The 22006-nt window shown below is 72.8% G+C and carries 22 protein-coding genes; 13 read left to right on the forward strand and 9 right to left on the reverse strand.

Annotation, left to right across the window (positions count from 1 at the left end; all coding sequences use genetic code 11):
• Window positions 1–82 precede the first annotated feature (82 nt).
• Genes EKH77_RS08415 through ctaC form a run of 3 tightly spaced genes read right to left on the reverse strand, consistent with a single transcriptional unit; the run spans window position 83 to window position 3173 of the window.
• Window positions 83–481: a cytochrome c oxidase subunit 4 gene (locus EKH77_RS08415; protein ID WP_126913790.1), complete on the reverse strand. Its 399-nt coding sequence runs from the start codon at window positions 479–481 to the stop codon at window positions 83–85.
• Window positions 478–2205 carry an aa3-type cytochrome oxidase subunit I gene (ctaD, locus tag EKH77_RS08420; RefSeq protein WP_126913791.1) on the reverse strand — a complete coding sequence of 576 codons (1728 nt, stop codon included), beginning with the start codon at window positions 2203–2205 and terminating at the stop codon, window positions 478–480. Before ctaD ends, EKH77_RS08415 begins: the two co-directional genes overlap by 4 nt.
• Entirely contained in the window at window positions 2202–3173 is a 972-nt protein-coding gene (gene ctaC, locus EKH77_RS08425) for an aa3-type cytochrome oxidase subunit II (protein ID WP_126913792.1), read from the reverse strand. Before ctaC ends, ctaD begins: the two co-directional genes overlap by 4 nt.
• A gap of 362 nt (window positions 3174–3535) precedes the next feature.
• Here ctaC and EKH77_RS08430 point away from each other — a divergent pair, with 362 nt between their 5' ends.
• A complete protein-coding gene (locus EKH77_RS08430) occupies window positions 3536–4921 on the forward strand; it encodes a cysteine desulfurase/sulfurtransferase TusA family protein (RefSeq protein ID WP_126913793.1) in 1386 nt (461 codons plus the stop codon).
• A gap of 126 nt (window positions 4922–5047) precedes the next feature.
• Here the strand turns inward: EKH77_RS08430 and EKH77_RS08435 are convergent, their stop codons facing one another.
• Window positions 5048–6022: a carbohydrate kinase family protein gene (locus EKH77_RS08435; protein ID WP_126913794.1), complete on the reverse strand. Its 975-nt coding sequence runs from the start codon at window positions 6020–6022 to the stop codon at window positions 5048–5050.
• Window positions 6023–6203: 181 nt separating this feature from the next.
• Here EKH77_RS08435 and EKH77_RS08440 point away from each other — a divergent pair, with 181 nt between their 5' ends.
• Window positions 6204–6431 carry a hypothetical protein gene (locus tag EKH77_RS08440; protein ID WP_126913795.1) on the forward strand — a complete coding sequence of 76 codons (228 nt, stop codon included), beginning with the start codon at window positions 6204–6206 and terminating at the stop codon, window positions 6429–6431.
• Between the two features lie 129 nt (window positions 6432–6560).
• A complete protein-coding gene (locus EKH77_RS08445) occupies window positions 6561–8099 on the forward strand; it encodes a hypothetical protein (RefSeq protein WP_126913796.1) in 1539 nt (512 codons plus the stop codon).
• 63 nt (window positions 8100–8162) lie between these two features.
• Here the strand turns inward: EKH77_RS08445 and erpA are convergent, their stop codons facing one another.
• Complete coding sequence (gene erpA, locus EKH77_RS08450) at window positions 8163–8519, reverse strand: iron-sulfur cluster insertion protein ErpA (RefSeq protein ID WP_121798529.1); 357 nt, start codon at window positions 8517–8519, stop codon at window positions 8163–8165.
• Window positions 8520–8798: 279 nt separating this feature from the next.
• On the opposite strand from erpA, the gene nadA reads away from it, so the two are divergent.
• The gene (gene nadA, locus EKH77_RS08455) at window positions 8799–9977 is read left to right on the forward strand and encodes a quinolinate synthase NadA (RefSeq protein ID WP_126913797.1); all 1179 of its coding nucleotides are present in this window, start codon (window positions 8799–8801) and stop codon (window positions 9975–9977) included.
• A gap of 70 nt (window positions 9978–10047) precedes the next feature.
• Here the strand turns inward: nadA and EKH77_RS08460 are convergent, their stop codons facing one another.
• A complete protein-coding gene (locus EKH77_RS08460) occupies window positions 10048–11250 on the reverse strand; it encodes a bifunctional adenosylcobinamide kinase/adenosylcobinamide-phosphate guanylyltransferase (protein ID WP_164737764.1) in 1203 nt (400 codons plus the stop codon).
• A 109-nt stretch (window positions 11251–11359) separates the two neighbouring features.
• On the opposite strand from EKH77_RS08460, the gene EKH77_RS08465 reads away from it, so the two are divergent.
• Window positions 11360–11575 (forward strand): hypothetical protein, encoded by a 216-nt coding sequence (locus tag EKH77_RS08465; RefSeq protein ID WP_126913798.1) that lies wholly within the window; start codon window positions 11360–11362, stop codon window positions 11573–11575.
• Between the two features lie 38 nt (window positions 11576–11613).
• Here EKH77_RS08465 and EKH77_RS08470 read toward each other — a convergent pair whose 3' ends face one another.
• On the reverse strand, window positions 11614–12336 hold the full coding sequence (locus EKH77_RS08470; protein WP_240667269.1) for a methyltransferase domain-containing protein: 723 nt from the start codon (window positions 12334–12336) through the stop codon (window positions 11614–11616).
• Window positions 12337–12395: 59 nt separating this feature from the next.
• Window positions 12396–12989 carry a DUF3043 domain-containing protein gene (locus EKH77_RS08475; RefSeq protein WP_240667270.1) on the reverse strand — a complete coding sequence of 198 codons (594 nt, stop codon included), beginning with the start codon at window positions 12987–12989 and terminating at the stop codon, window positions 12396–12398.
• A 277-nt stretch (window positions 12990–13266) separates the two neighbouring features.
• Here EKH77_RS08475 and EKH77_RS08480 point away from each other — a divergent pair, with 277 nt between their 5' ends.
• The 7 genes from EKH77_RS08480 (at window position 13267) to EKH77_RS33335 (ending at window position 20305) form a co-directional block, all read left to right on the forward strand.
• Window positions 13267–14061, forward strand: a complete 795-nt coding sequence (locus tag EKH77_RS08480) for a PspA/IM30 family protein (protein ID WP_126913799.1) — start codon at window positions 13267–13269, stop codon at window positions 14059–14061.
• Window positions 14062–14115: 54 nt separating this feature from the next.
• Window positions 14116–14394, forward strand: coding sequence for a PspA-associated protein PspAA (pspAA, locus tag EKH77_RS08485; protein ID WP_126913800.1), 279 nt, complete (start codon window positions 14116–14118; stop codon window positions 14392–14394).
• 147 nt (window positions 14395–14541) lie between these two features.
• Window positions 14542–15852 (forward strand): sensor histidine kinase, encoded by a 1311-nt coding sequence (locus tag EKH77_RS08490; RefSeq protein WP_126913801.1) that lies wholly within the window; start codon window positions 14542–14544, stop codon window positions 15850–15852.
• On the forward strand, window positions 15849–16535 hold the full coding sequence (locus EKH77_RS08495) for a response regulator (RefSeq protein ID WP_126913802.1): 687 nt from the start codon (window positions 15849–15851) through the stop codon (window positions 16533–16535). Before EKH77_RS08490 ends, EKH77_RS08495 begins: the two co-directional genes overlap by 4 nt.
• A 113-nt stretch (window positions 16536–16648) precedes the next feature.
• Window positions 16649–17695: a nicotinate-nucleotide--dimethylbenzimidazole phosphoribosyltransferase gene (gene cobT / locus EKH77_RS08500; protein ID WP_126913803.1), complete on the forward strand. Its 1047-nt coding sequence runs from the start codon at window positions 16649–16651 to the stop codon at window positions 17693–17695.
• Between the two features lie 79 nt (window positions 17696–17774).
• Window positions 17775–19550: a phosphatidylglycerol lysyltransferase domain-containing protein gene (locus tag EKH77_RS08505; RefSeq protein ID WP_126913804.1), complete on the forward strand. Its 1776-nt coding sequence runs from the start codon at window positions 17775–17777 to the stop codon at window positions 19548–19550.
• Window positions 19547–20305 (forward strand): hypothetical protein, encoded by a 759-nt coding sequence (locus tag EKH77_RS33335; RefSeq protein WP_240667271.1) that lies wholly within the window; start codon window positions 19547–19549, stop codon window positions 20303–20305. Before EKH77_RS08505 ends, EKH77_RS33335 begins: the two co-directional genes overlap by 4 nt.
• Here EKH77_RS33335 and EKH77_RS08515 read toward each other — a convergent pair.
• Complete coding sequence (locus EKH77_RS08515) at window positions 20265–21002, reverse strand: hypothetical protein (protein ID WP_126913805.1); 738 nt, start codon at window positions 21000–21002, stop codon at window positions 20265–20267. The genes EKH77_RS33335 and EKH77_RS08515 overlap by 41 nt on opposite strands.
• A gap of 94 nt (window positions 21003–21096) precedes the next feature.
• Here EKH77_RS08515 and EKH77_RS08520 point away from each other — a divergent pair, with 94 nt between their 5' ends.
• The gene (locus tag EKH77_RS08520) at window positions 21097–21900 is read left to right on the forward strand and encodes an adenosylcobinamide-GDP ribazoletransferase (protein ID WP_126913806.1); all 804 of its coding nucleotides are present in this window, start codon (window positions 21097–21099) and stop codon (window positions 21898–21900) included.
• The last annotated feature ends 106 nt before the right edge of the window (window positions 21901–22006 follow it).

Below are 22006 nucleotides of genomic sequence, written 5' to 3' on the forward strand. Positions count from 1 at the left end.
GTGAACGGCGCACACGGGTGAACGACGCGACGGGCCCCGCGCACCGTGAGGTGCGCGGGGCCCGTCGTGTACTGCGCGGGAACTACTGGTTCTGGTTCTCGCCTCGGTAGAACTCGAACACCCAGCCGAAGAGGCCGATCAGGATGATCGGGGCCGAGAAGTACATGAGCCACCAGCCGAAGCAGATGCTCATGAAGGCGAGGGCGCCACCGACCGCCAGGGAGAGCGGCTGCCAGCTGTGCGGGGCGAAGAAGCCCAGCTCGCCGGCGTCGTCGGCGACGTCCGCCTCCTTGTTGTCCTGGGCACCCGCGTCCACCCGGCGCGCGGTGAACGCCAGGTAGTAGCCGACCATGATGCACAGGCCGAAGGACATGAAGAGCGCGGTCGTGCCGACCGTCTCCTTCGACCACACGCCATAGACGATCGCCATGGCGAGGATGAAGACGGAGAGCCAGATGAACATCTTGCCCTGGATCTTCACTTGCCGGCCTCCTTGCCACCCGCGAGGGCCTTCTCGCCCGCGAGGTTCTCTTCGAGCTCCAGGGCCGCGATCTCCGGGTGGTGGAGGTCGAACGCGGGGGATTCGGAGCGGATGCGCGGCAGCGTGAGGAAGTTGTGCCGCGGCGGCGGGCAGGAGGTCGCCCACTCCAGCGAGCGGCCGTAGCCCCACGGGTCGTCGACCTCGACCTTCTTGCCGTACTTGGCGGTCTTCCAGACGTTGTAGAAGAACGGCAGGATCGACAGGCCCAGCAGGAAGGAGCTGATGGTCGAGATGGTGTTCAGCGTGGTGAAGCCGTCGGAGGCGAGGTAGTCCGCGTAACGACGCGGCATGCCCTCGGCACCCAGCCAGTGCTGCACCAGGAACGTGCCGTGGAAGCCCACGAACAGCGTCCAGAAGGTGATCTTGCCCAGGCGCTCGTCCAGCATCTTGCCGGTGAACTTCGGCCACCAGAAGTGGAAGCCGGAGAACATCGCGAAGACCACGGTGCCGAAGATGACGTAGTGGAAGTGCGCGACGACGAAGTACGAGTCCGAGACGTGGAAGTCCATCGGCGGCGAGGCCAGGATGACACCGGTCAGACCACCGAAGGTGAAGGTGATCAGGAAGCCGACGGCCCACAGCATCGGGGTCTCGAAGGACAGCGAGCCCTTCCACATGGTGCCGATCCAGTTGAAGAACTTCACACCGGTCGGAACCGCGATGAGGAACGTCATGAAGGAGAAGAACGGCAGGAGTACGCCACCGGTGACATACATGTGGTGCGCCCACACGGTCACGGAAAGACCGGCGATGGAAATCGTCGCCGCGATGAGGCCCCAGTAACCGAACATCGGCTTCCGGGAGAACACCGGAATGACCTCGGAAATGATGCCGAAGAACGGCAGCGCGATGATGTACACCTCGGGGTGTCCGAAGAACCAGAAGAGGTGCTGCCAGAGCAGTGCTCCACCGTTTTCCGCACTGAATACCTGGGCCCCGAATTTACGGTCCGCCTCCAGGGCGAACAGCGCGGCGGCCAGCACCGGGAAGGCGAGCAGGACCAGCACACCGGTCAGCAGCACGTTCCAGGTGAAGATCGGCATGCGGAACATCGTCATGCCGGGCGCGCGCATGCAGATGATCGTGGTGATGAAGTTGACCGAACCGAGGATCGTGCCGAAGCCCGAGAAGGCCAGACCCATGATCCACATGTCGGCGCCGACACCCGGCGAACGGACCGCGTCCGACAGCGGGGAGTAGGCGAACCAGCCGAAGTCGGCCGCACCCTGCGGGGTGAGGAAGCCGGCCACCGCGATCAGCGAGCCGAACAGGTACAGCCAGTAGGCGAACATGTTCAGCCGCGGGAACGCCACGTCGGGCGCGCCGATCTGCAGCGGCATGATCCAGTTCGCGAATCCGGCGAACAGCGGCGTCGCGAACATCAGCAGCATGATCGTGCCGTGCATCGTGAACGCCTGGTTGAACTGCTCGTTCGACATGATCTGCGTGCCCGGACGGGCCAGCTCGGCGCGCATGAGGAGCGCCATCAGGCCGCCGATGCAGAAGAACGCGAACGACGTGACCAGATACATCGTGCCGATGGTCTTGTGGTCAGTGGTGGTGAGCCACTTGATCACCTGACTGCCGGGCTGCTTCTGGCGTACGGGCGGTGCTGCCGTGGCTGTTGCGGCGGCGGCACCCTGGGGTTCGTTGAGGATGCTCACTTGTTCTTGGTCTCCGCGTTCTTCGCGTGATCCGTCTGCGCGATGCCCGCCGGCTGGTAACCGGTCTGGCCCTTGGCCGCCAGCTCCTTCAGGTGCGCCTTGTACCGCTCGGGAGAGACGACCTTGACGTTGAAGAGCATCCGGGAGTGGTCCTGGCCGCAGAGCTCGGCACACTTGCCCAGGAAGGTGCCCTCCTTGTTGGGGGTCACCGTGAAGCTGTTGGTGTGGCCCGGAATGACGTCCTGCTTCATCAGGAACGGCACCACCCAGAAGGAGTGGATGACGTCCCGCGAAGTGAGGACGAACTCGACCGTCTCACCCTTGGGCAGCCACAGGGTCGGACCCGGGTTGCCGGTCTGCGGGTTGCGGTCGCCGGGGACGCCGACCTCGTAGACACCCTCCGCTCCCTGCGGCGCCTTCTTCAGGAACCGGTCGGGAATGGCGTTGAGCTCCTTGTTCTCACGGAGCGGCTGCGCCGGGGTGGCCGTGTTGCCGTCGACGTTCTCGATGTAGTTGAACGCCCAGCTCCACTGGAAGCCGACCACGTTCACGACGTGCTGCGGCTTGTCAGGGTTCGTCAGGAGCTTGTTCTCATCACGCGCGGTGAAGTAGAAGAGCACCGAAACGATGATGATGGGGACCACGGTGTACAGCGCCTCGATGGGCATGTTGTACCGGGTCTGCGTGGGGATCTCCACCTTCGACTTGCTGCGCCGGTGGAAGATGACGCTCCAGATAATCAGGCCCCACACCAGGACACCGACCGCGAGAGCCGCGGCCCAGGAGCCCTGCCAGAGGGAGAGGATCCGCGGCGCCTCTTCCGTGACGGGCGTTGGCATGCCGAGGCGGGGGAAGTCCTTCGATGTGCAACCGGTGGCGGTCGCCAGGACAGCGCCCGCGGCCAGCGCCTGCAGCAGCTTCCGCCGCACCGGGCGCCGCGACGAGCGGTCGGAGCCGTTGGGACTCACGTAGCGCCTTCCCGAGAGTCTCGCCCGTGCGGCCGGCTGCGGCCGTCTCGCTGGTCGGTCGCCGGCCCGCTGCGGGCAGGGGTTTGGATGTTTATGCGGACCAAACCCTACTGGACGCTATTTGGGGTCGCGCGGGGAGGGTGCCCAACGCGCCGATCCGGTCCCCGAAGGGGTGGAATCCAGGGCTCCGGAGGCCATCTGGAGGACCGTCAGGAGAGGGCGTCCGCGCAGCCCAGAGCCCTGCGGGCGGCTCCGGCGAGGGGTGGGTGGACGGCACTCCCGGTGGCCCCGGCGACGGCCCTCGCGACGGGCAGCCGAGGACGCCCCCGCGGGTGGCCCGTCCCCGGAGTTAGCGTTCATCTGTGCCCTACTTCGACGCCGCTTCCGCCGCTCCCCTCCACCCGGTCGCCCGCCAGGCGCTGCTCGCCGCCCTCGACGAGGGCTGGGCCGACCCCGCCCGCCTCTACCGCGAAGGCCGCCGCGCCCGGCTGCTGCTGGACGCCGCGCGCGAGGCCTCGGCCGAGGCCGTCGGCTGCCGGCCCGACGAGCTCGCATTCACTCCTTCGGGTACCCGCGCCCTCCACGACGGCATCGCCGGCGCGCTCGCCGGACGCCGCCGGGCCGGCCGCCATCTGGTGGTGTCGGCCGTGGAGCACTCCGCCGTCCTCCATTCGGGCGACGCGCTGGAGGCGGAGGGCGGCAGCGTCACCCGCGTTCCCGTGGACCGATCCGGCCGCGTCGACCCCGCCGGCTACGCGGCGGCCCTGCGCCCCGACACCGCGCTCGCGGCCCTCCAGTCCGCCAACCACGAGGTGGGCACCGAGCAGCCCGTCGCCGAGGTCGCCGGGGCGTGCCGGGAGGCGGGGGTGCCGCTGCTGGTGGACGCCGCGCAGTCGCTCGGCTGGGGCCCGGTGGCCCCCGGCTGGTCGCTGCTGACCGCCAGCGCCCACAAGTGGGGCGGGCCGGCCGGGGTGGGCCTGCTGGCCGTGCGCAAGGGCGTACGGTTCGCGGCACGCGGACCGGTGGACGAACGGGAGTCCGGCCGCGCCCCGGGCTTCCCCGACCTCCCGGCGGTCGTCGCCGCCGCGGCCTCGCTGCGGGCCGTGCGCGCGGAGGCGGCGGAGGAGGCCGCGCGGCTGCGGGCCCTGGTCGACCGGATCCGCGCCCGGGTGCCCGAGCTCGTCCCGGACGTGGAGATCGTCGGCGACCCGGTGCGGCGGCTGCCGCACCTGGTGACGTTCTCCTGCCTCTACGTGGACGGGGAAACGTTGCTGCACGCGCTGGACCGGGAGGGTTTCTCGGTCTCGTCGGGGTCGTCATGCACCTCCAGCACGCTGGAGCCGAGCCATGTGCTGCGGGCGATGGGGGTGCTGTCGGAGGGGAACGTGCGGGTGTCTCTGCCTCGGGGGGCTTCTTCGGAGGACGTGGAGGCGTTCCTCGGCGTCCTGCCGGGGGTGGTCGCTTCGGTGCGCGAGCGTCTTGGTGCGCCGTCCGATGCCGCGCCCTCGGCGGGCGGTACGGCCGAGGAGCTCGTCCTCGACTCGCTCGGGAAGCGGTGTCCGATTCCGGTGATCGAGCTGGCGAAGGTCATCGGGGATGTGCCCGTCGGTGGCGTCGTCACCGTGCTGTCGGACGACGAGGCCGCGCGGCTCGACATCCCCGCGTGGTGCGAGATGCGGGGGCAGGAGTACGTCGGGGAGCGGGCCGCTGAGCGCGGGGTCGCGTATCGGGTGCGGCGCCGCGCCTGACGCCGCCGCTACCGCGGCGGTGTTTCGCCCACCCGCCCGCCCGATTGCCCGGCATCGACGTTTCCGGGTGAACGGGCGGGCGGGTGGGCGAAACGGGGGTGTGGGGGGCGGAGCCCCCCACAGGGGTCAGGCCAGGTGGGCCTGGACTTCGGCCGCCGCCTCGTGGCCGTACGCCTTCGCGAACCGCTCCATGAAGTGGCCGCGCCGCAGCTCGTACTCCTGCGTGCCCAGCGTCTCGATGACGAGCGTCGCGAGCATGCAGCCCAGCTGGGCCGCGCGCTCCAGCGACAGCTCCCAGGTGACGCCCGCGAGGAAGCCCGCGCGGAAGGCGTCGCCCACGCCGGTCGGGTCGACCTTGGCCTCCTCCTGGGCGGGGGCGACCTCGATCACCGGCTCGCCGAGGCGCTCGATGCGCACGCCCTGGGCGCCCAGCGTGGTGACGCGGGTGCCGACCTTGGCCAGGATCTCCTCGCCCGTCCAGCCCGTCTTGGACTCGATGAGCGCCTTCTCGTACTCGTTGGTGAAGAGGTATGCCGCGCCGTCGATCAGCACCCGGATGTCGTCGCCGTCGAGGCGGGCGAGCTGCTGGGAGGGGTCGGCCGCGAAGGGGATGGCGCGGGCGCGGCACTCCTCGGTGTGGCGCAGCATCGCCTCGGGGTCGTCCGCGCCGATCAGGACCAGGTCCAGGCCGCCGACGCGGTCGGCGACGGGCTGGAGCTCGATCTGCCGGGCCTCGCTCATCGCGCCGGTGTAGAAGGACGCGATCTGGTTGTGGTCGGTGTCCGTGGTGCACACGAAGCGGGCGGTGTGGAGGACCTCGGAGATGTGCACGGAGGCGGTGTCGACGCCGTGGCGGTCGAGCCAGGCGCGGTAGTCCGCGAAGTCGGCGCCGGCGGCGCCCACCAGGACCGGCTTGAGACCGAGCAGACCCATGCCGAAGCAGATGTTCGGGCCCACGCCACCGCGCCGGACGTCGAGCTCGTCGACGAGGAAGGAGAGGGAGACCGTGTGCAGCTGGTCCGCCACGAGCTGATCGGCGAAACGGCCGGGGAAGGTCATCAGGTGGTCGGTGGCGATGGAGCCGGTGACAGCGATACGCACGACGGGTCTGCTCCCTGGGGGGCGGTAACTGTGGATGACATGAACGACGGCTCTCAAGCAGAGCCACACCACGCTACCGGGTTCCGGCCGGATGACCAGGTCCGCTTCCCGCCACTCGGTACGTAAATCTACCTAATAGTAGGTCTTTCATCGCGGGCTCTCCCATGCGTACGGTGCGGATATGCCGAAGACTGTGAAGGACGTCACTCCGCACGTCTCCGCACCCGACCCGGAGTCCCTGGCCGGACTGCGCGAGGACTGCGCACGGATGGCACGCGACTGGACCGTTCCCCCCGCCTCCCGGGAGACGCGGCGGGTGGGGAGGACGCCGATCTCGCTCATCCACGGGGTCTCTGTGCCCGCCCGCTCCGCCCGGCTGCTGGACGGAATGTCCGAGTACGGCGACTGAGACGGCCACCGGGGCCCTCCCGGCGAACCACTCGGTGGAACCGCTCGCTCCTGCGCTCCGTCCAAGCGCCGTCCCCCTCCCGGGGGAGGTGGCTGTACATCACTTTGAGCGGAGCGAAGGAGCGATGTGGTGAGCACCGAGGGCGGCGGTCCGGGCGGCGGCCCCGAGAATCGGCGGCGCAGGCACTCGCCGCTGGCGGTGGCGTCGGTGGCGGCGGCCGTGCTGCTGGCGGGTGGCGGAGGCGCGTACTGGGCGGCGACGGCGACGGGCGGTGCCGGCGGCACCCCACCCCGGGCGGCCGACACCGGGGGCACTCCCCCGCCGCTCGCGCTGGACGGCTACGGCCGGACGAGCGGCTCCGGCGGCCCGTCGCAGGGCATCGCGCCCGGCGAGCCGGACCCCCACGGGATGCGCTACCGGGCGGAGGGAAAGCTGCCGGACGGGCCGCGGACCGGCGCCGTGCGCGTCGCCGACCGCGAGGTGACCGCCGAGCAGGTGGCGGCGCTCGCCAAGGCCCTCGGGGTCCCGGGCACGCCCCGGCTGGTCCAGGACACCTGGACGGTCGGCGGCTCCCCCGACGCGGCGGGCCCCACGCTCCAGGTCGGCCGGAAGGGCCCGGGCGACTGGGCGTACTCGCGCTACGGCGTGCCGGGCGGGGCGCACTGCGAGCACCCGCCGGGCGCCGGCCCGAAGAAGGGCACGGACTCCCCGGGCTGCCCGTCCTTCCGGGACGGCGTCCCGTCCCTCCCCCCGGACCCGGCCGCCTCGCAGCCCGTGTCCGAGGACAAGGCGAAGAGCGTGGCGGCGCCCGTGCTCAAGGCCCTGGGCCTGGAGGGCGCGCGGACGGACGCCGGCAAGACGTACGGGGCCGTGCGGATCGTCACCGCCGACCCGGTGGTGGACTCCCTGCCCACCTACGGCTGGCAGACCAGCCTGCGGGTCGGGTCGGACGCGCAACTGGTCGGCGGCAGCGGACGGTTGCTGGTCCCGGCGAAGGGCGCGAGCTATCCGCTGCTGAGCGCGGACCGGGCGCTGGCCGAGCTCAACAAGGTCCCGGCGCCGGGCACTCCGGCCGTCGGCGGCTGCGCGACGCCGGTGCCGTACAAGGACGACGCGACGGCGCCCTGCGAGGGGAAGCCGGGCGGGAAGCCGGACGGGCCCGCGACGGTCACCGTGCGCGGCGCGGTGCCGGGGCTGTCCGCGCAGTCCGTGGGCGGGCGGCCGGCGCTGGTGCCCTCGTGGCTGTTCACGGCGGATCTGCCGGGCGGCGGCAAGGGCGACACGGTCACGATCGCCCAGCCGGCCGTGGACCCGAGGTTCATCGCCCGGCAGAGCGCTCCCCCGCCGGGCTCGCCGGGCACGACGCCGGGGTCCGGGCCGGCGAAGTCCGGGGTGATGCGCGTGGAGTCGTACACCGCGACGGACGGCGGCCGGAAGCTGGTCCTGCACTTCTGGGGCGGGGTGTGCAGCGACTACGCGGCGTCGAAGGAGGAGTCCGGGGCGGCGGTGACGGTGAAGGTCACGGGCGCGGAGAAGGAGCCGGGCCGGTACTGCGTGATGATGCTCAAGCACTTCGACACGACGGTGTCGCTGGACCGGCCGCTGGACGACCGCAAGGTCGTGGACCTGGGGTCCGGCGAGACCGTGCGGGAGCAGCAGCGGAAGTAGCGCGGCGCCGGGTACGGCGAAGGGCGGCACCCCGACTCGGGGGTGCCGCCCTTCGCGTCAGGCTTAGCTGAAGGAGTCGCCGCAGGCGCAGGAGCCGGTGGCGTTGGGGTTGTCGATCGTGAAGCCCTGCTTCTCGATGGTGTCGACGAAGTCGATGGAGGCGCCGCCCAGGTACGGGGCGCTCATGCGGTCGGTGACGACCTTCACGCCGTCGAAGTCCTTGACGACGTCACCGTCGAGCGAGCGCTCGTCGAAGAAGAGCTGGTAACGGAGACCGGAGCAGCCGCCCGGCTGAACGGCGACGCGCAGGGCGAGGTCGTCGCGGCCCTCCTGCTCCAGCAGGGTCTTGACCTTCGCGGCAGCGGCGTCGGACAGGAGAATGCCGTCGCTCACCGTGGTCTTCTCGTCCTGAACGGACATCTGCTTCACTCCCGGGTCGTTCGGTACGGGTGCGGACTGCTTGCTCTCGCCAGCAACCGCCGAGGTCCCGGATTCATTCCGGGCGTGGACTGTGATGTCCGCCTTTCATGCTCGCACACCGGTCGGCCGAACGGGAATGCGTCACATCGACGCGATGGCCATCGTCAAAGTGACGTGAAGCGGTTATGATAGATAGCGTCATATTGACGACAAGGCTCGGCGGGAAGGTCCGTACGCGCCATTCGCAGAGCCGTCCGCAGAACAGAAAGGGTGCGTGTCGTGACCACCGCCCAGCCCTTGGATGTCCAGCCCACCCCCCTCGCCCTCCTGCTGCTCGGACGCGAGTCCGACCCGCGGAGCGAGCGCGGCGTGGAGTGCCCCGGCGATCTGCCGGCGCCGTCCGACCCGGACCTGGTGGAGCGCGCCCGCGCGGCCAAGGCGAAGCTCGGGGACAAGGTCTTCGTCCTCGGCCACCACTACCAGCGCGACGAGGTCATCGAGTTCGCGGACGTCACCGGCGACTCCTTCAAGCTCGCGCGCGACGCGGCCGCCCGGCCCGACGCCGAGTACATCGTCTTCTGCGGTGTCCACTTCATGGCCGAGTCCGCGGACATCCTGACGTCCGACGCCCAGCAGGTCGTCCTGCCGGACCTGGCCGCCGGCTGCTCGATGGCCGACATGGCCACCGCCGAGCAGGTCGCCGAGTGCTGGGACGTGCTGACGGAGGCCGGCATCGCGGACGTGACCGTCCCGGTCTCGTACATGAACTCCTCCGCCGACATCAAGGCCTTCACCGGCGAGCACGGCGGCCTCATCTGCACCTCCTCCAACGCCCAGCGCGCCCTGACCTGGGCCTTCGAGCAGGGTGAGAAGGTCCTCTTCCTGCCCGACCAGCACCTGGGCCGCAACACCGCCGTCCGCGACATGGGGATGTCGCTGGAGGACTGCGTCGTCTACAACCCGCACCGCCCGAACGGCGGCCTGACCGCCGAGGAGCTGCGCGCCGCGAAGATGATCCTGTGGCGCGGGCACTGCTCGGTGCACGGCCGCTTCTCCCTGGACTCGGTCGACGACGTGCGCGAGCGCATCCCGGGTGTGAACGTCCTGGTGCACCCCGAGTGCAAGCACGAGGTCGTGGCCGCCGCCGACTACGTGGGCTCGACGGAGTACATCATCAAGACGCTGGAGGCCGCCCCGGCGGGCTCCAAGTGGGCCATCGGCACCGAGCTGAACCTCGTCCGCCGCCTGGCGAACCGTTTCGCCAGTGAGGGCAAGGAGATCGTCTTCCTCGACAAGACGGTCTGCTTCTGCTCGACCATGAACCGGATCGACCTGCCGCACCTGGTGTGGGCCCTGGAGTCCCTCGCCGAGGGCAAGGTCGTCAACCGCATCCAGGTCGACCCCGAGGTCGCGCGCTACTCGAAGCTGGCGCTGGAGCGGATGCTCGCGCTGCCGTAACCGGCCCGGGCTCCAACTCCGACGAACGGCCCCGCACCCTCCCGGTGCGGGGCCGCCGTGCTGTCGCCTGTCACCGCAGGGGCAGCGCCTGCCCCGCCACCACCAGCAGTACGTGCTCGCACTCGTCGCCGACCGCCGCGTTGAGCCGGCCGAGCTCGTCGCGGAAGCGCCGCCCCGACGCCGTCGCGGGCACCACGCCCGAGCCCACCTCGTTGCTGACGAGCACCACCGTCCGCCGGGTCGCCCGTATCGCGGCGACCAGCGCCGCCGTCCGCCCGGCCAGGGCCTCCTCGCCGCCGTTCGCCCACGTGGCGTCGTCCCACGCGCCGACGGAGTCCATGGCGTCGGTCAGCCACAGCGCCAGGCAGTCGATCAGCATCGGGGGGCCGTCGGCGGCCAGCAGCGGCACGAGGTCGCAGGTCTCGACCGTGCGCCAGGAGCCCGGCCGGCGCTCGCGGTGGTGGGCGACGCGCGCCGCCCAGTCCTGGTCGCCCTCGCGCGTGCCGCTCGTGGCCACGTAGAGGACCTCGGGGAAGGACTCCAGCCGCCGCTCGGCCTCCACGGACTTCCCCGACCGGGCGCCGCCCACGACGAGCGTCCGCCGGGGCAGGTCCGGTACTGCGTGGTAGTCGCCGACGACGAGCGTGGTGCCGTCCGGCACCGTGCGCGCCCCCGCCGCCGCCAGCCGGCGGTGGAGCTCCCGGCCGGGCGGCACGTCGTGGTCCAGGTGGACGCCGATGACGTCGGTCGTCGATCCCGCCGCCCCCGTCTCCCGCAGCCGGGCCAGCGCGTCGGGCCGCCCGAGCACGTCGAGCAGCACCATCCCGTACGGGCCGGGCCGCGTGGCCTGCGACAGCCCGGCCGGCGCGGCGCCCGGCGGCAGGTAGAGCAGCCGTTCGCCGTCCGGCGCCGTCACCTCGTACCCCGTGCCCGGCGCGTCCAGCGCCATCGCCCGGACCCGGTGCCCGCTGATCACCGACAGCTCGCGCCCGTCCGGCACCCGCACCGGCGCGGGCAGCCCGGCCGGGAACTCCACGGCGGGCCCGTCGTGCGGGTGGGAGAGCAGCACCTGCCGCACCCCGGCGATCGACCGCCCGGCGCGGGCGGCGGCGAAGGCGGGCCCGGGGGTGAGGTCGAGCAGCAGCGCGCCGTCGACGAGCAGGGACGTCGCCGCCCGCGCCTCGTCGCCCACGGCACAGGCGCAGGCGGCACAGGGACAGTCGGGGCGCGGCAGGCCCTCGGGGGCCCCGGTGCCGAGGAGAGTCAGTTCCACCCCCTGATCGTCTCGCGTCGGCGGGCCCGGCGCGATCCATCACTACTGGGCGTCACCGGTGACCGTTAGGCTGCGACCACAGAGGTTCCCGATCGCCCAGGAGGCGGACATGGCGTGGACGTGGCGGTTCGAGAAGGCCGACGGGACGGAGACGGAGCCGCCGGTGGAGCCGGAGGAGTTCACGACGCAGGGGGACGCGGAGTCCTGGGTCGGCGAGGAGTGGCGCGCCCTGCTGGACGGCGGCGTGGACCAGGTCCGCCTCTTCGAGGACGACACGGAGATCTACGCGGCGCCGATGAGTCTCCACGCGGCGGCGGAGAGCTGACGGTTCTCGGGGATCCGGGGGCGAAGCCCCCGGAAACCTCAGCCGCCCCGCACCCCGCACAGGTGCAGCAGCGCCGCCACCGCCCGGTACGGGTCCGTGCGGCCCGCGCGTTCCTCCGCGGCCAGTAGCTGGTCGAGGTCCGCGGGGGCCGTCGCCGCCAGGTCGGAGAAGACCCGCACCCCGTACCAGGCCCGCAGCGGCGCGCCGATCCCGGCCAGTGTCGCCGTCAGCGTCTCCCGGCGGTCCGCGCGGACCTCGAGGCCGAGGCGGTCGGTGTACGCGGGCGAGTCGAACGCCCGCAGCGCGGTGGCGAAGTCACCGGACAGGCCCGGCCGCATCGCCAGCGCGTCCGCGTTGCGGACGAGCAGGGAGAGCAGCCCGCCCGGGGCGAGCACCCGGGCCAGCGCCGCGAGCAGCGGGTCCGGCTCCGGTACGTACATCAGGACGCCGTGGCAGAGCACGACGTCGAAGGCGCCCGGCAGGAAGTGCGCGCCCGTGTCCCGCCCGTCGCCCTCTATCAGCCGCACCCGTTCCCGGATGCCCTCGGGCTCGCCCGCCAGCGCCGCGCGGACCCCGGCGATCATCTCGGGGTCCGACTCCAGGCCGGTGACCTCGTGGCCGGCACGGGCCAGGCGCAGCGCCTGGGTGCCCTGGCCGAGGCCGACGTCGAGGACGCGCAGCCGACGGCCGACCGGGAACCGGCCGGCTATCTGCTCGTCGATCTGGCGGGCGACCAGTTCCTGACGAACGGTGTTCCGCAACCCCCCGGGCCCGCTCGGCCACCCTTCGGTGCCGCCCCCGAAGCCCGACGCGAAGGCGCTCAGCGCTTCTCCCCGCGCTTGACCTTCGGCTTGGGCAGGCGCAGCCGGCGCATCTGCAGGGTGCGCATGAGGCCGTAGGGGACGGCTCCGCGCAGGTTCTCGTCGGGGAAGCGCTGCTTGAGGGCACGCTTGAGGGTGATGCCGGTGATCGCGGAGTTGATGACGATCAGGACGATCACCACCAGCCACGCGAGCAGCACATACGCCTGGAAGGCGCCGCGGTTGATCATGCTCAGCACGAGGATGAGCACGGCCAGCGGCAGGAAGAACTCGGCGACCGAGTAGCGCGCGTCGACGAAGTCGCGGACGTAGGAGCGCACCGGGCCCTTGTCACGGGCGGGCAGGTAGCGCTCGTCGCCGCTGGCCAGGGCCTCGCGCTGCTTGGCCATGTCCGCGCGGCGCGCCTCGCGGGCGCGCTTGGTGGCCTCCTTGCGGTTGGCCGGGGTGGCGGCCAGGGTGCGGCGCTGGGAGTTGGCCTCACTGCGCTTGGGAGTGGGGCGACCCTTGGGCGCCTGCGGGTCACGGGGCTTCTTGGGCTGGTCCGCGGTCACCTCGGGGGTCGCGGCCTGCGCTTTCGAACGGCTTCGGAACACGGGACCCAAGGGTACGGGCTTCCGGGGCCCGATCGCGGTCCGGGCGGGCACGATCCGGCAACGACCGGCGTGCGCCCCGGCTCGCGCGCCTCCCCTCCCCCGGGTTTTCCACTCCTCCTTGCGCGTGAGGCGGCGGCTTCCTGATCGTCCTGGAGGAGGAGCGCATCCGGGCCCGGACGGTGCGGTAATGGAAGTGGGGCCCGTACTGTGGGTTCTGAAAGATGTGCCGGAGCCTAAGCCCGAGCCAAGGTCGGTCAGAAGGGGGCGCGCGAGGCCCATGAGCGGTGTCATGAAGCGGATGGGGATGATCTTCCGCGCGAAGGCCAACAAGGCCCTGGACCGGGCCGAGGATCCGCGCGAGACCCTCGATTACTCGTACCAGAAGCAGCTCGAGCTGCTGCAGAAGGTGCGGCGCGGGGTGGCCGACGTGGCCACGTCCCGCAAGCGTCTGGAGCTCCAGCTCAATCAGCTCCAGAACCAGTCCGGAAAGCTGGAGGAGCAGGGCCGCAAGGCCCTGGCGCTCGGCCGGGAGGATCTGGCGCGTGAGGCGCTGACCCGTCGTGCCGCGCTGCAGCAGCAGGTCAGCGATCTGGAGACGCAGCACCAGACGCTCCAGGGCGAGGAGGAGAAGCTCACGCTCGCCTCCCAGCGCCTCCAGGCCAAGGTGGACGCCTTCCGGACGAAGAAGGAGACCATCAAGGCGACGTACACGGCCGCCCAGGCGCAGACGCGGATCGGCGAGGCGTTCTCCGGCATCTCCGAGGAGATGGGCGACGTCGGCATGGCCATCCAGCGGGCCGAGGACAAGACCGCGCAGATGCAGGCCCGCGCGGGCGCCATCGACGAGCTGCTGGCCTCCGGCGCGCTCGACGACCCGACGGGCATGGCCAAGGACGACATCACCGCCGAGCTGGACCGGCTCTCGGGCGGTTCCGACGTGGAGATCGAGCTTCAGCGGATGAAGGCCGAGCTGGCCGGCGGCACGGCCGCCAAGCCGGCCATCGAGGGCGGGGCGCCGGGGCAGGAGCGGCAGGCCCAGCCCCAGGACCGGCCGCGCTTCGACAAGAGCTGAGCGACAAGAGCCGATCCGCCCCCAACGGGAGCCGACCGAGCAAGGGAGACCGTCATGATCGTACGGATCATGGGGGAAGGCCAGGTGAAACTGGCCGACAGCCACTTCGCCGAGCTCAACAGCCTGGACGACGAGCTGCTCGCGGAGATGGAGAGCGGCGACGAGGAGGGCTTCCGGCGCACGCTGGGAGCGCTGCTCGACGCCGTGCGCCGGCTGGGCACTCCGCTGCCCGACGACGCGCTGGAGCCCTCCGAGCTGATCCTGCCCGCGCCCGACGCCTCGCTCGACGAGGTCCGGGACATGCTCAGCGACGACGGCCTGATCCCGGGCTGAGTCCGCCGACGCCCCCGCCGGGCGGCGCGCCTCCACGGCACTCCGGCATGCCTCCGCGCCCTCGTTCCCTCCGGGGACGGGGGCGCGGCCGGTCTCCGCACCCTTTCCGTATCCTCATCCTCCGCGACGGCCCCCGATGGGATCGCGATGAACTCCCTCGCCGCCACGGGCCTGGCCCGTCCGCGCCGCTGGCTGAGCGGCCACCCGCTCGCCGCCGACACCCTCCTCGCCGGCCTCGTCTTATGCCTCGTCGTCGTGGGCGCGTTCCTGGCGCCGCGCGCCGAGCGGCATCCGCCGGGCGCCGTCTTCCTGCTGCTGTCCGCCGCCGCCTGCGGCGCGCTGGCGGTACGCCGCCGGGCGCCCCGTACGGTCCTCGCGGTGACGTGCGCGCTGACGGTCGTGGCCGTCGTGCTCACCCGGGGCGACGGGCCCCCGCGCACCCAGATCGCCATGAGCGCCGCGGTCGCGCTCTACACGGTGGCCGTCCGCAGCGAGCGGCCCTCCGCGCTGCGGACCGTCGTCACGACCGTCACCGCGCTCACCGGCGTGGTGATGCTCCTGGGCGCCCCGCCTTGGTACGCGCAGGAGAATTTCGGCCTCATGGCCTGGACCGGGCTGGCCGGCGCGGCGGGGGACGCCGTCCGCAGCCGCCGGGCCTTCGTCGCGGCCATCGAGGAGCGGGCCGTACGGGCGGAGCGCACCCGTGAGGAGGAGGCCCGCCGCCGGGTGGCCGAGGAGCGGCTGCGCATCGCCCGCGAGCTCCACGACGTCGTCGCCCATCACATCGCGCTCGTCAACGTCCAGGCGGGCGTGGCCTCGCACATCATGGACAGCCGCCCCGAGCAGGCCAAGGAGGCCCTCGCGCACGTCCGGGAGGCCGGCCGCTCGGCGCTCGCCGAGCTCCGGGCGACCGTCGGCCTGCTGCGGCAGTACGGCGACCCGGCGGCCCCCACCGAGCCGGCGCCGGGCCTCGGCGACCTCGGCCGGCTCGTCGAGGGCTTCGCCCGGGTGGGCCTGTCCGTCGACGTGGCCGCCGTTCCGGCACCGCCCGGCGCGTCCGGCGGCGCCGTGGGCGCGGAGGCGGCCGCGGCCGCCGTGGGGGCGCTGCCCGGGGCCGTCGATCTGACGGCCTATCGGGTGCTCCAGGAGGCGCTGACCAATGTCCACAAGCACGCGGGCCCCGGCGCGCGGGCCGAGGTCACGCTGCGCCGCGGCCGTTACGCCCTGGAACTGACCGTGGTGGACGACGGCGGGAAGCGCCCCGAGGCCGCGGCGCCCCCGGCGGGCGGGGCGGCGGAGGCGGGCGGGCACGGGCTGCTGGGCATGCGGGAGCGGGCCGTCGCGCTCGGCGGGAGCTGCGCGGCGGGCCCGCGCGGACCGGGGACGCCGGGCTTCCGGGTGTGCGCGGTGCTGCCCCTGCCGGGCCCCGGCGAGCCCGCCCCTAGGGTGAGCGCATGAGCGATCCGATCACCGTTCTCCTGGCCGACGACCAGGCGCTGCTGCGCAGCGCGTTCCGGGTGCTCGTGGACTCCGAGCCGGGCATGCGGGTGGTGGGCGAGGCGGCGGACGGCGCCCGGGCGGTGGAGCTCGCCCGCGCCCACACGCCCGACGTGGTCCTGATGGACATCCGGATGCCGGGCACGGACGGGCTGGCCGCGACCCGGGAGATCTGCTCCGATCCGGCGCTGGCGGCCGTGCGGGTGGTGATGCTGACGACGTTCGAGGTCGACGAGTACGTGGTGGAGTCGCTGCGCGCGGGCGCGTCCGGGTTCCTCGGCAAGGGCGCGGAGCCCGACGAGCTGCTCGCGGCGATCAGGATCGCTGCGGCGGGCGAGGCCCTGCTGTCCCCCACGGCGACGAAGGGGCTGATCGCGACGTTCCTGGCGCAGGGCGTGGGCCCCGCCGGGCCCCCGGCGGAGCACGCCGAGCGGCTGGCGGCGCTGACCGGGCGCGAGCGGGAGGTGCTGACGCACGTGGCCGGAGGGCTGTCCAACGAGGAGATCGGGGGACGGCTGTCGGTCAGCCCCCTGACGGTCAAGACCCACGTCAACCGGGCGATGGCCAAGCTCGGCGCGCGCGACCGGGCGCAGCTCGTGGTCGTCGCGTACGAGTCGGGGCTGGTGCGGCCGGTGGCGGGCTGACCTGCGGCGGGGCCGGCGCCGGCGGGCCCGGCCGGGCACCGGCCAGCGACGCCTGGAATAGGGCAAGTTGGACGGCACTGGCCAACTTGCACAGGAACGGTAGTGTGTCGCGGATGAGCGGTCTGAATCTGGATGACTTCGCCACGCTGATCGAGCGCCCCGACTCCGCCGCCCGGCGCGACGCGGAGGCGCGGCGGGCGCGCCTGGGCCCCGGGCCCGGCGCGCTGGGGCGGCTGGACGAGCTGGGCGAGTGGCTGGCCGCCGCCCAGGGCACGGTGCCGGTGAAGCCGGTGGAGCGGCCCAAGGCGCTGCTGTTCGCGGGCGACCACGGCATCGCGTCCCTGGGCGTTTCGGGCGGGCCGAAGGGCGGGGCGGCCGAGCTCGTCCGGGCGACCCTCGACGGCACGAGCACCGTCGCGATCCTGGCCCGCCGCTTCGGCGTGGGCCTGCGCGTGATCGACATGGCGGTGGACTGCGACCCGGCGGAGCTGCCCGAGGAGGTCACCCGGCACCGGGTGCGGCGCGGCTCGGGCCGGATCGACACCGAGGACGCGCTGAGTGCCGAGGAGGCCGAACGGGCGTTCCGCACGGGCATGGCGCTCGCCGACGAGGAGGCCGACTCCGGCACCGACCTCGTCGTCCTGGGCGATCTGAGCGTGGGCGGCACGACGGCGGCGGGCACCCTGATCGGGGCGCTGTGCGGCACGGACGCGTCCGTGGTCACCGGCCGGGGCGGCTTCGGCATCGACGACCTGGCCTGGATGCGCAAGTGCGCCGCGATCCGGGACGCGCTGCGCCGGGCCCGCCCGGTGCTGGGCGATCAGCTGGCGCTGCTGGCCGCGACGGGCGGCGCGGACCTGGCCGCGATGACCGGGTTCCTGCTGCAGAGCGCGGTGCGCCGGACGCCGGTGATCCTCGACGGGGTGGTCTCGGCCGCGTGCGCGCTGGTGGGCCAGCGGGTGGCCTTCCGGGCGCCGGACTGGTGGCTGGCGGGTCAGGGCAGCGGCGACCCGGCGCAGACGAAGGCGCTGGAACGGATGGCACTCAACCCTCTCCTCGACCAGGGCGTCACAGTGGGCGAGGGGACAGGGGCGCTGCTCGCCCTGCCATTGGTGCAGGCGGCCGCGGCCCTGGCGGCGGAGCTTCCCGAGCGCTCCTGACGCCGGCCGTGACAGGCCGGCGGATCACGGTGAGCGCACGGAATTCCTCCGCAGACGGTGCCCCATATGCTCACTTTTCATGGGAGAAGTCCGCTTGACTCCGGATGAGGGCGTCCACAGCGACCGCGGCGCGGCCCGGCGGCGGCGAGCCGCCGGCTTCGCCGTCTGGTACCTGCGTGCCGTTACGTTCGTCAACCTGCTCGGCGCGGTCTGGGTGTCCTTCGGCGCCGACATCCGCAGGCACAACGTCGACGAGTTCTTCACGCCCTACCTGCTGACGGCAGGCTTCTCCCCGGCGGTGGTGTCGCTGTTCATGGCGATCACCATGCGCCGGCGCAAGCGGGCGGCGTGGATCCTCAACCTGGTGCTGGCCGGGCTGCTCCTGCTGGTGCTGGCGTTCGCGATGTTCTTCCCCGAGTTCCGCCGGCACCCGCTGAACTGGTTCTCCCTGATCGTCACCGCCCTGTTCACCCTCGCCCTGCTGGTGGGCCGCCGGGAGTTCTACGCCAAGGGCGACCGCTCCAACCCCAAGCTCGCGAGCGCCGTCGCGGCGGTCGGACTGCTGGTCACCTCGCTGCTGGCGGCCGGGCTGGTGACGATCACCAACGAGTCCACGGACGAGCAGCGCTCCACCTTCCTGGACCGCTGGCACTACGGCGTGATGCGGCTGATCTCCATCGCCGCCGACGACTCCCGCTACGCGGGCATCGCCACGCCCGGCTGGGTCGACGTCACCATCAACGTGATGAGCACGATCCTGCTGATCGTGGTGGTCTGGGCGGCCTTCCGCTCCCGCCGCGCCACCGACCCGCTCACCGCCGAGGACGAGTCCCGGCTGCGCGAGCTCCTCGGCCGCTGGGGCGACCGCGACTCGCTGGGCTACTTCGCGCTGCGCCGCGAGAAGAGCGCCGTGTGGTCCCCCTCCGGCAAGGCCGCCGTCACCTACCGCGTCGTCGGCGGGGTCTCGCTGGCCTCCGGCGACCCCATCGGCGACCCCGAGGCCTGGCCCGGCGCCATCGAGCCCTGGCTGGCCGAGGCCCGCGAGCACGGCTGGATCCCCGCCGTGATGGGCGCCAGCGAGGAGGGCGGCACGATCTACGCCCGGCACGGCCTGGACGCCCTCGAACTCGGCGACGAGGCGATCGTCGACACCGCCGAGTTCACCCTGGAGGGCCGGGCCATGCGCACCGTCCGCCAGGCGTACAACCGCGTCAAGCGCGCCGGATACACCGTCACCATCCGCCGCCACGAGGACATCCCCGAGGAGGAGATGGCCACGCTGCTGCGCCGCGCCGACGACTGGCGCGACGGCGCGACCGAACGCGGCTTCTCCATGGCGCTGGGCCGCCTGGGCGACCCGGACGACGGGCGCTGCGTGATGCTGGAGTGCCATGACGGCGAGGGCGAGCTGCGCGCGGTGCTGAGCTTCGTGCCCTGGGGCCCCAAGGGCCTCTCGCTCGACCTGATGCGCCGTGACCGGGACTCCGAGAACGGCCTGATGGAGTTCATGGTCATCGAGCTGCTCCAGCGGGCGAGGGAGCTCGGCGTCACCCAGGTGTCGCTGAACTTCGCCATGTTCCGGTCCGTCTTCGAACGGGGCTCCCGGCTCGGCGCCGGCCCGGTGCTGCGGATGTGGCGCTCGCTGCTGAGCTTCTTCTCCCGCTGGTGGCAGATCGAGTCGCTCTACCGAGCAAATGCGAAGTACCGGCCCATCTGGGAGCCTCGTTTCATGCTGTTCGAGAAGAGCAGTGACCTGCTGCGGATCGGTGTGGCCGCCGCCCGGGCCGAGGGCTTCCTGGAGGCGCCCGGCCTGCCCAAGTGGCTCAACCGCAAACACCTGGAGAGCCGGCGATGACCCGCGCGGCGCTGCTCCGCGCCGCGCGCACCGAATGGGGCCCGCTGTACGCGGCCGTACGGGGGACGTTCGCCCGTGAGCGGCTCGCGGCCGTGCCCATGACGCTCACGGCCGTCGCCCTCACGGCGGTCTTCCAGGTGATCCAGAACCAGCCCTGGGGCTACGAGCCCGTCCAGCGGCTCGGCTCCGTCCAGGCCCAGCTGCCCTGGTGGATCGCGCTGCTGCGCACTCCCCTGTCGCTTTTCGTGCCCGCGCTGGACCTCCCGGTGTGGGGGGCGCTGGCCCAGATCCTGATCGTCTTCGGCCTGGCCGAGGCGTGCCTGGGCAAGTGGCGCACCCTGGTCGTGGCCTACACCGCCACCCTCGCCGGGACGATGTACGCCCGGCTGGGCGTCGACCTCGGCCCCGGCTCCCCGCTGGGGCTGCCGCCGGAGGCCGCCAAGGTCATCGACACCGGCCCCTCGGCGGCCGTCGTGGGCCTCGCGATCTATGTCTCCTGGCGCTACCGGGCCTGGTTCACCTGCGGCCTGGTGGTGGCGGCCATGGCGGGCGAGGTGATCGTCAAGCCCAACCTCGCGGGCAAGGAGCACATCGCCGCCATGACGGTGGTCCTGGCGATGTGCGCCGTGGACGAGCTGCGCCGCCGCCGCAAGCCCCGCCGGGACGCCCACCGCGAGCGCGACCGGCGGCCCGACGCCCACGCCGCTAACGCGCTCAGCGATCCGGCGCGCCCGCCAGGAGGTCGTGAATCCTGATGCGCACGGCCGCCCAGCGCGCGTCGTGCCGGTAGGCGCGCACCCGGGCCCGGCGGCGGGCCCGGGGCCGCCGCCGGTAGAAGCGCCGGGCCCACGGCGAGCCCGGCCGGGCCAGCCGCACCGCGCCCACGATCGCCACCAGCGGCACCACCGCCCCGATGAGGGCCAGCCGGGGCTTGCCCTTGGCCAGGGAGACCAGCGCCAGCAGAAAGTTCGCCAGCGTGTTGGTCACCACGATGGTGCGGTTCTGCAGCTCGTCCGGCGTCAGCTCGTTCACCCCGAACGGGGAGAAACCCGCGAGCACCAGCGCCACCAGCGCCGCCGTCAGCACCACGATCTCCACGCTCTTGCGGCCCTGCTCGGTCCAGTACACGTCGTCCAGGTGGAGGATCAGCGCGAACTCGTCCAGCACCAGCCCCGCGCCCATACCGAAGAGCACCGCCGCGAGCGCCGCCCCGAAACCGTGCCGGCCCTCGGCGACCGCCGCGAACCCGCCGACCACCATCAGCACCACGCCGGGCACCACGTGATGGACGTGCAGCCCGCCCGGCCGGATGTTGCGGAACGGGCCCTTGCCCGCCCGGATCAGCCGGGTGATGACCCGGGTGACCAGGAACGTCAGCACGAACGCCCCGAGCGCCAACAACAGCGGCAGCTTGCCCGGCTCGACGATGTTGCGTGCCAGCCAGTGACCCATCGGACTCTCCGCTCGCTCCCGCACCCGCCTTGACCAGCATTTTCGCCCGCCTTCAGCAAAATACTGCCGTCGGGTGCGGGATACCCTGCCCGCGATGACCGACACGACCTCCGCCCGGGCCACCGCCGGGGACGCCCTGCGCTTCGCCTTCGGCACCCTCACCGCCCTCCCCGTGCGCCTCACCCGCTGGGACCGCGCGGCCGCGCGCGGCGGCATGCTGGCGGCACCCCTGGCCGGGCTGGCCGTCGGCGGCTGCGCCGCCGCCACGGGCCTGGCCCTCCTGTGGCTGGGCGGCGGCCCGCTGCTCGCCGCCGTCGCCGCCGTCGCCGTCCCGGCGGCGCTCACCCGCGGCCTCCACCTCGACGGGCTCGCGGACGTCGCCGACGGGCTGGGCAGCGGCAAACCCGCCCCCGACGCCCTGCGGATCATGAAGCAGTCGGACATCGGCCCGTTCGGCGTCATCACCCTGCTGCTGGCCCTCCTCGGCCAGATCGCCGCCCTCGCCCGCGCCTACGAGAGCGACCCGGCACGCGGCACCCTCGCCGCGCTCACGGCGGCCCTCGCGGCCCGCTGCGCCCTCACCCTCGCCTCCCGCGCGGGCGTACCGGCCGCCCGCCCGGAGGGCCTGGGCGCCGCCGTGGCCGGCGCCGTCCCCCGGACGGCCGCCTGCGCGACCGCCGTAGCCGTCACCGCCGCCGCTGCCGGGGCGGGCGCGCTCCTCGGCCCGTACGACGCGGCGCGCTGCGCCCTGGCCGTCCTCCTCGCCCTGGCCTCGGCCGAGGCCCTGCTGCGGCACTGCCGGCGACGGTTCGGCGGGGTCACCGGCGACGTGTTCGGGGCGCTCGCCGAGACGGCCGCGACGGCGGCCCTGCTCGTCATGGCCCTGGGCCCGGCGTGACCGCCGGGGATACGCTCTCGCGTGCCGGGCGGCCCGGGGCCGGACGGTCCGTGCACGGCACATACGATCACTGGGTGCGGCCGGCCCACCACTATCGGCCGAGAAT

It is taken from the genome of Streptomyces luteoverticillatus, from assembly GCF_003970715.1.
GTDB classification, from domain to species: domain Bacteria; phylum Actinomycetota; class Actinomycetes; order Streptomycetales; family Streptomycetaceae; genus Streptomyces; species Streptomyces abikoensis.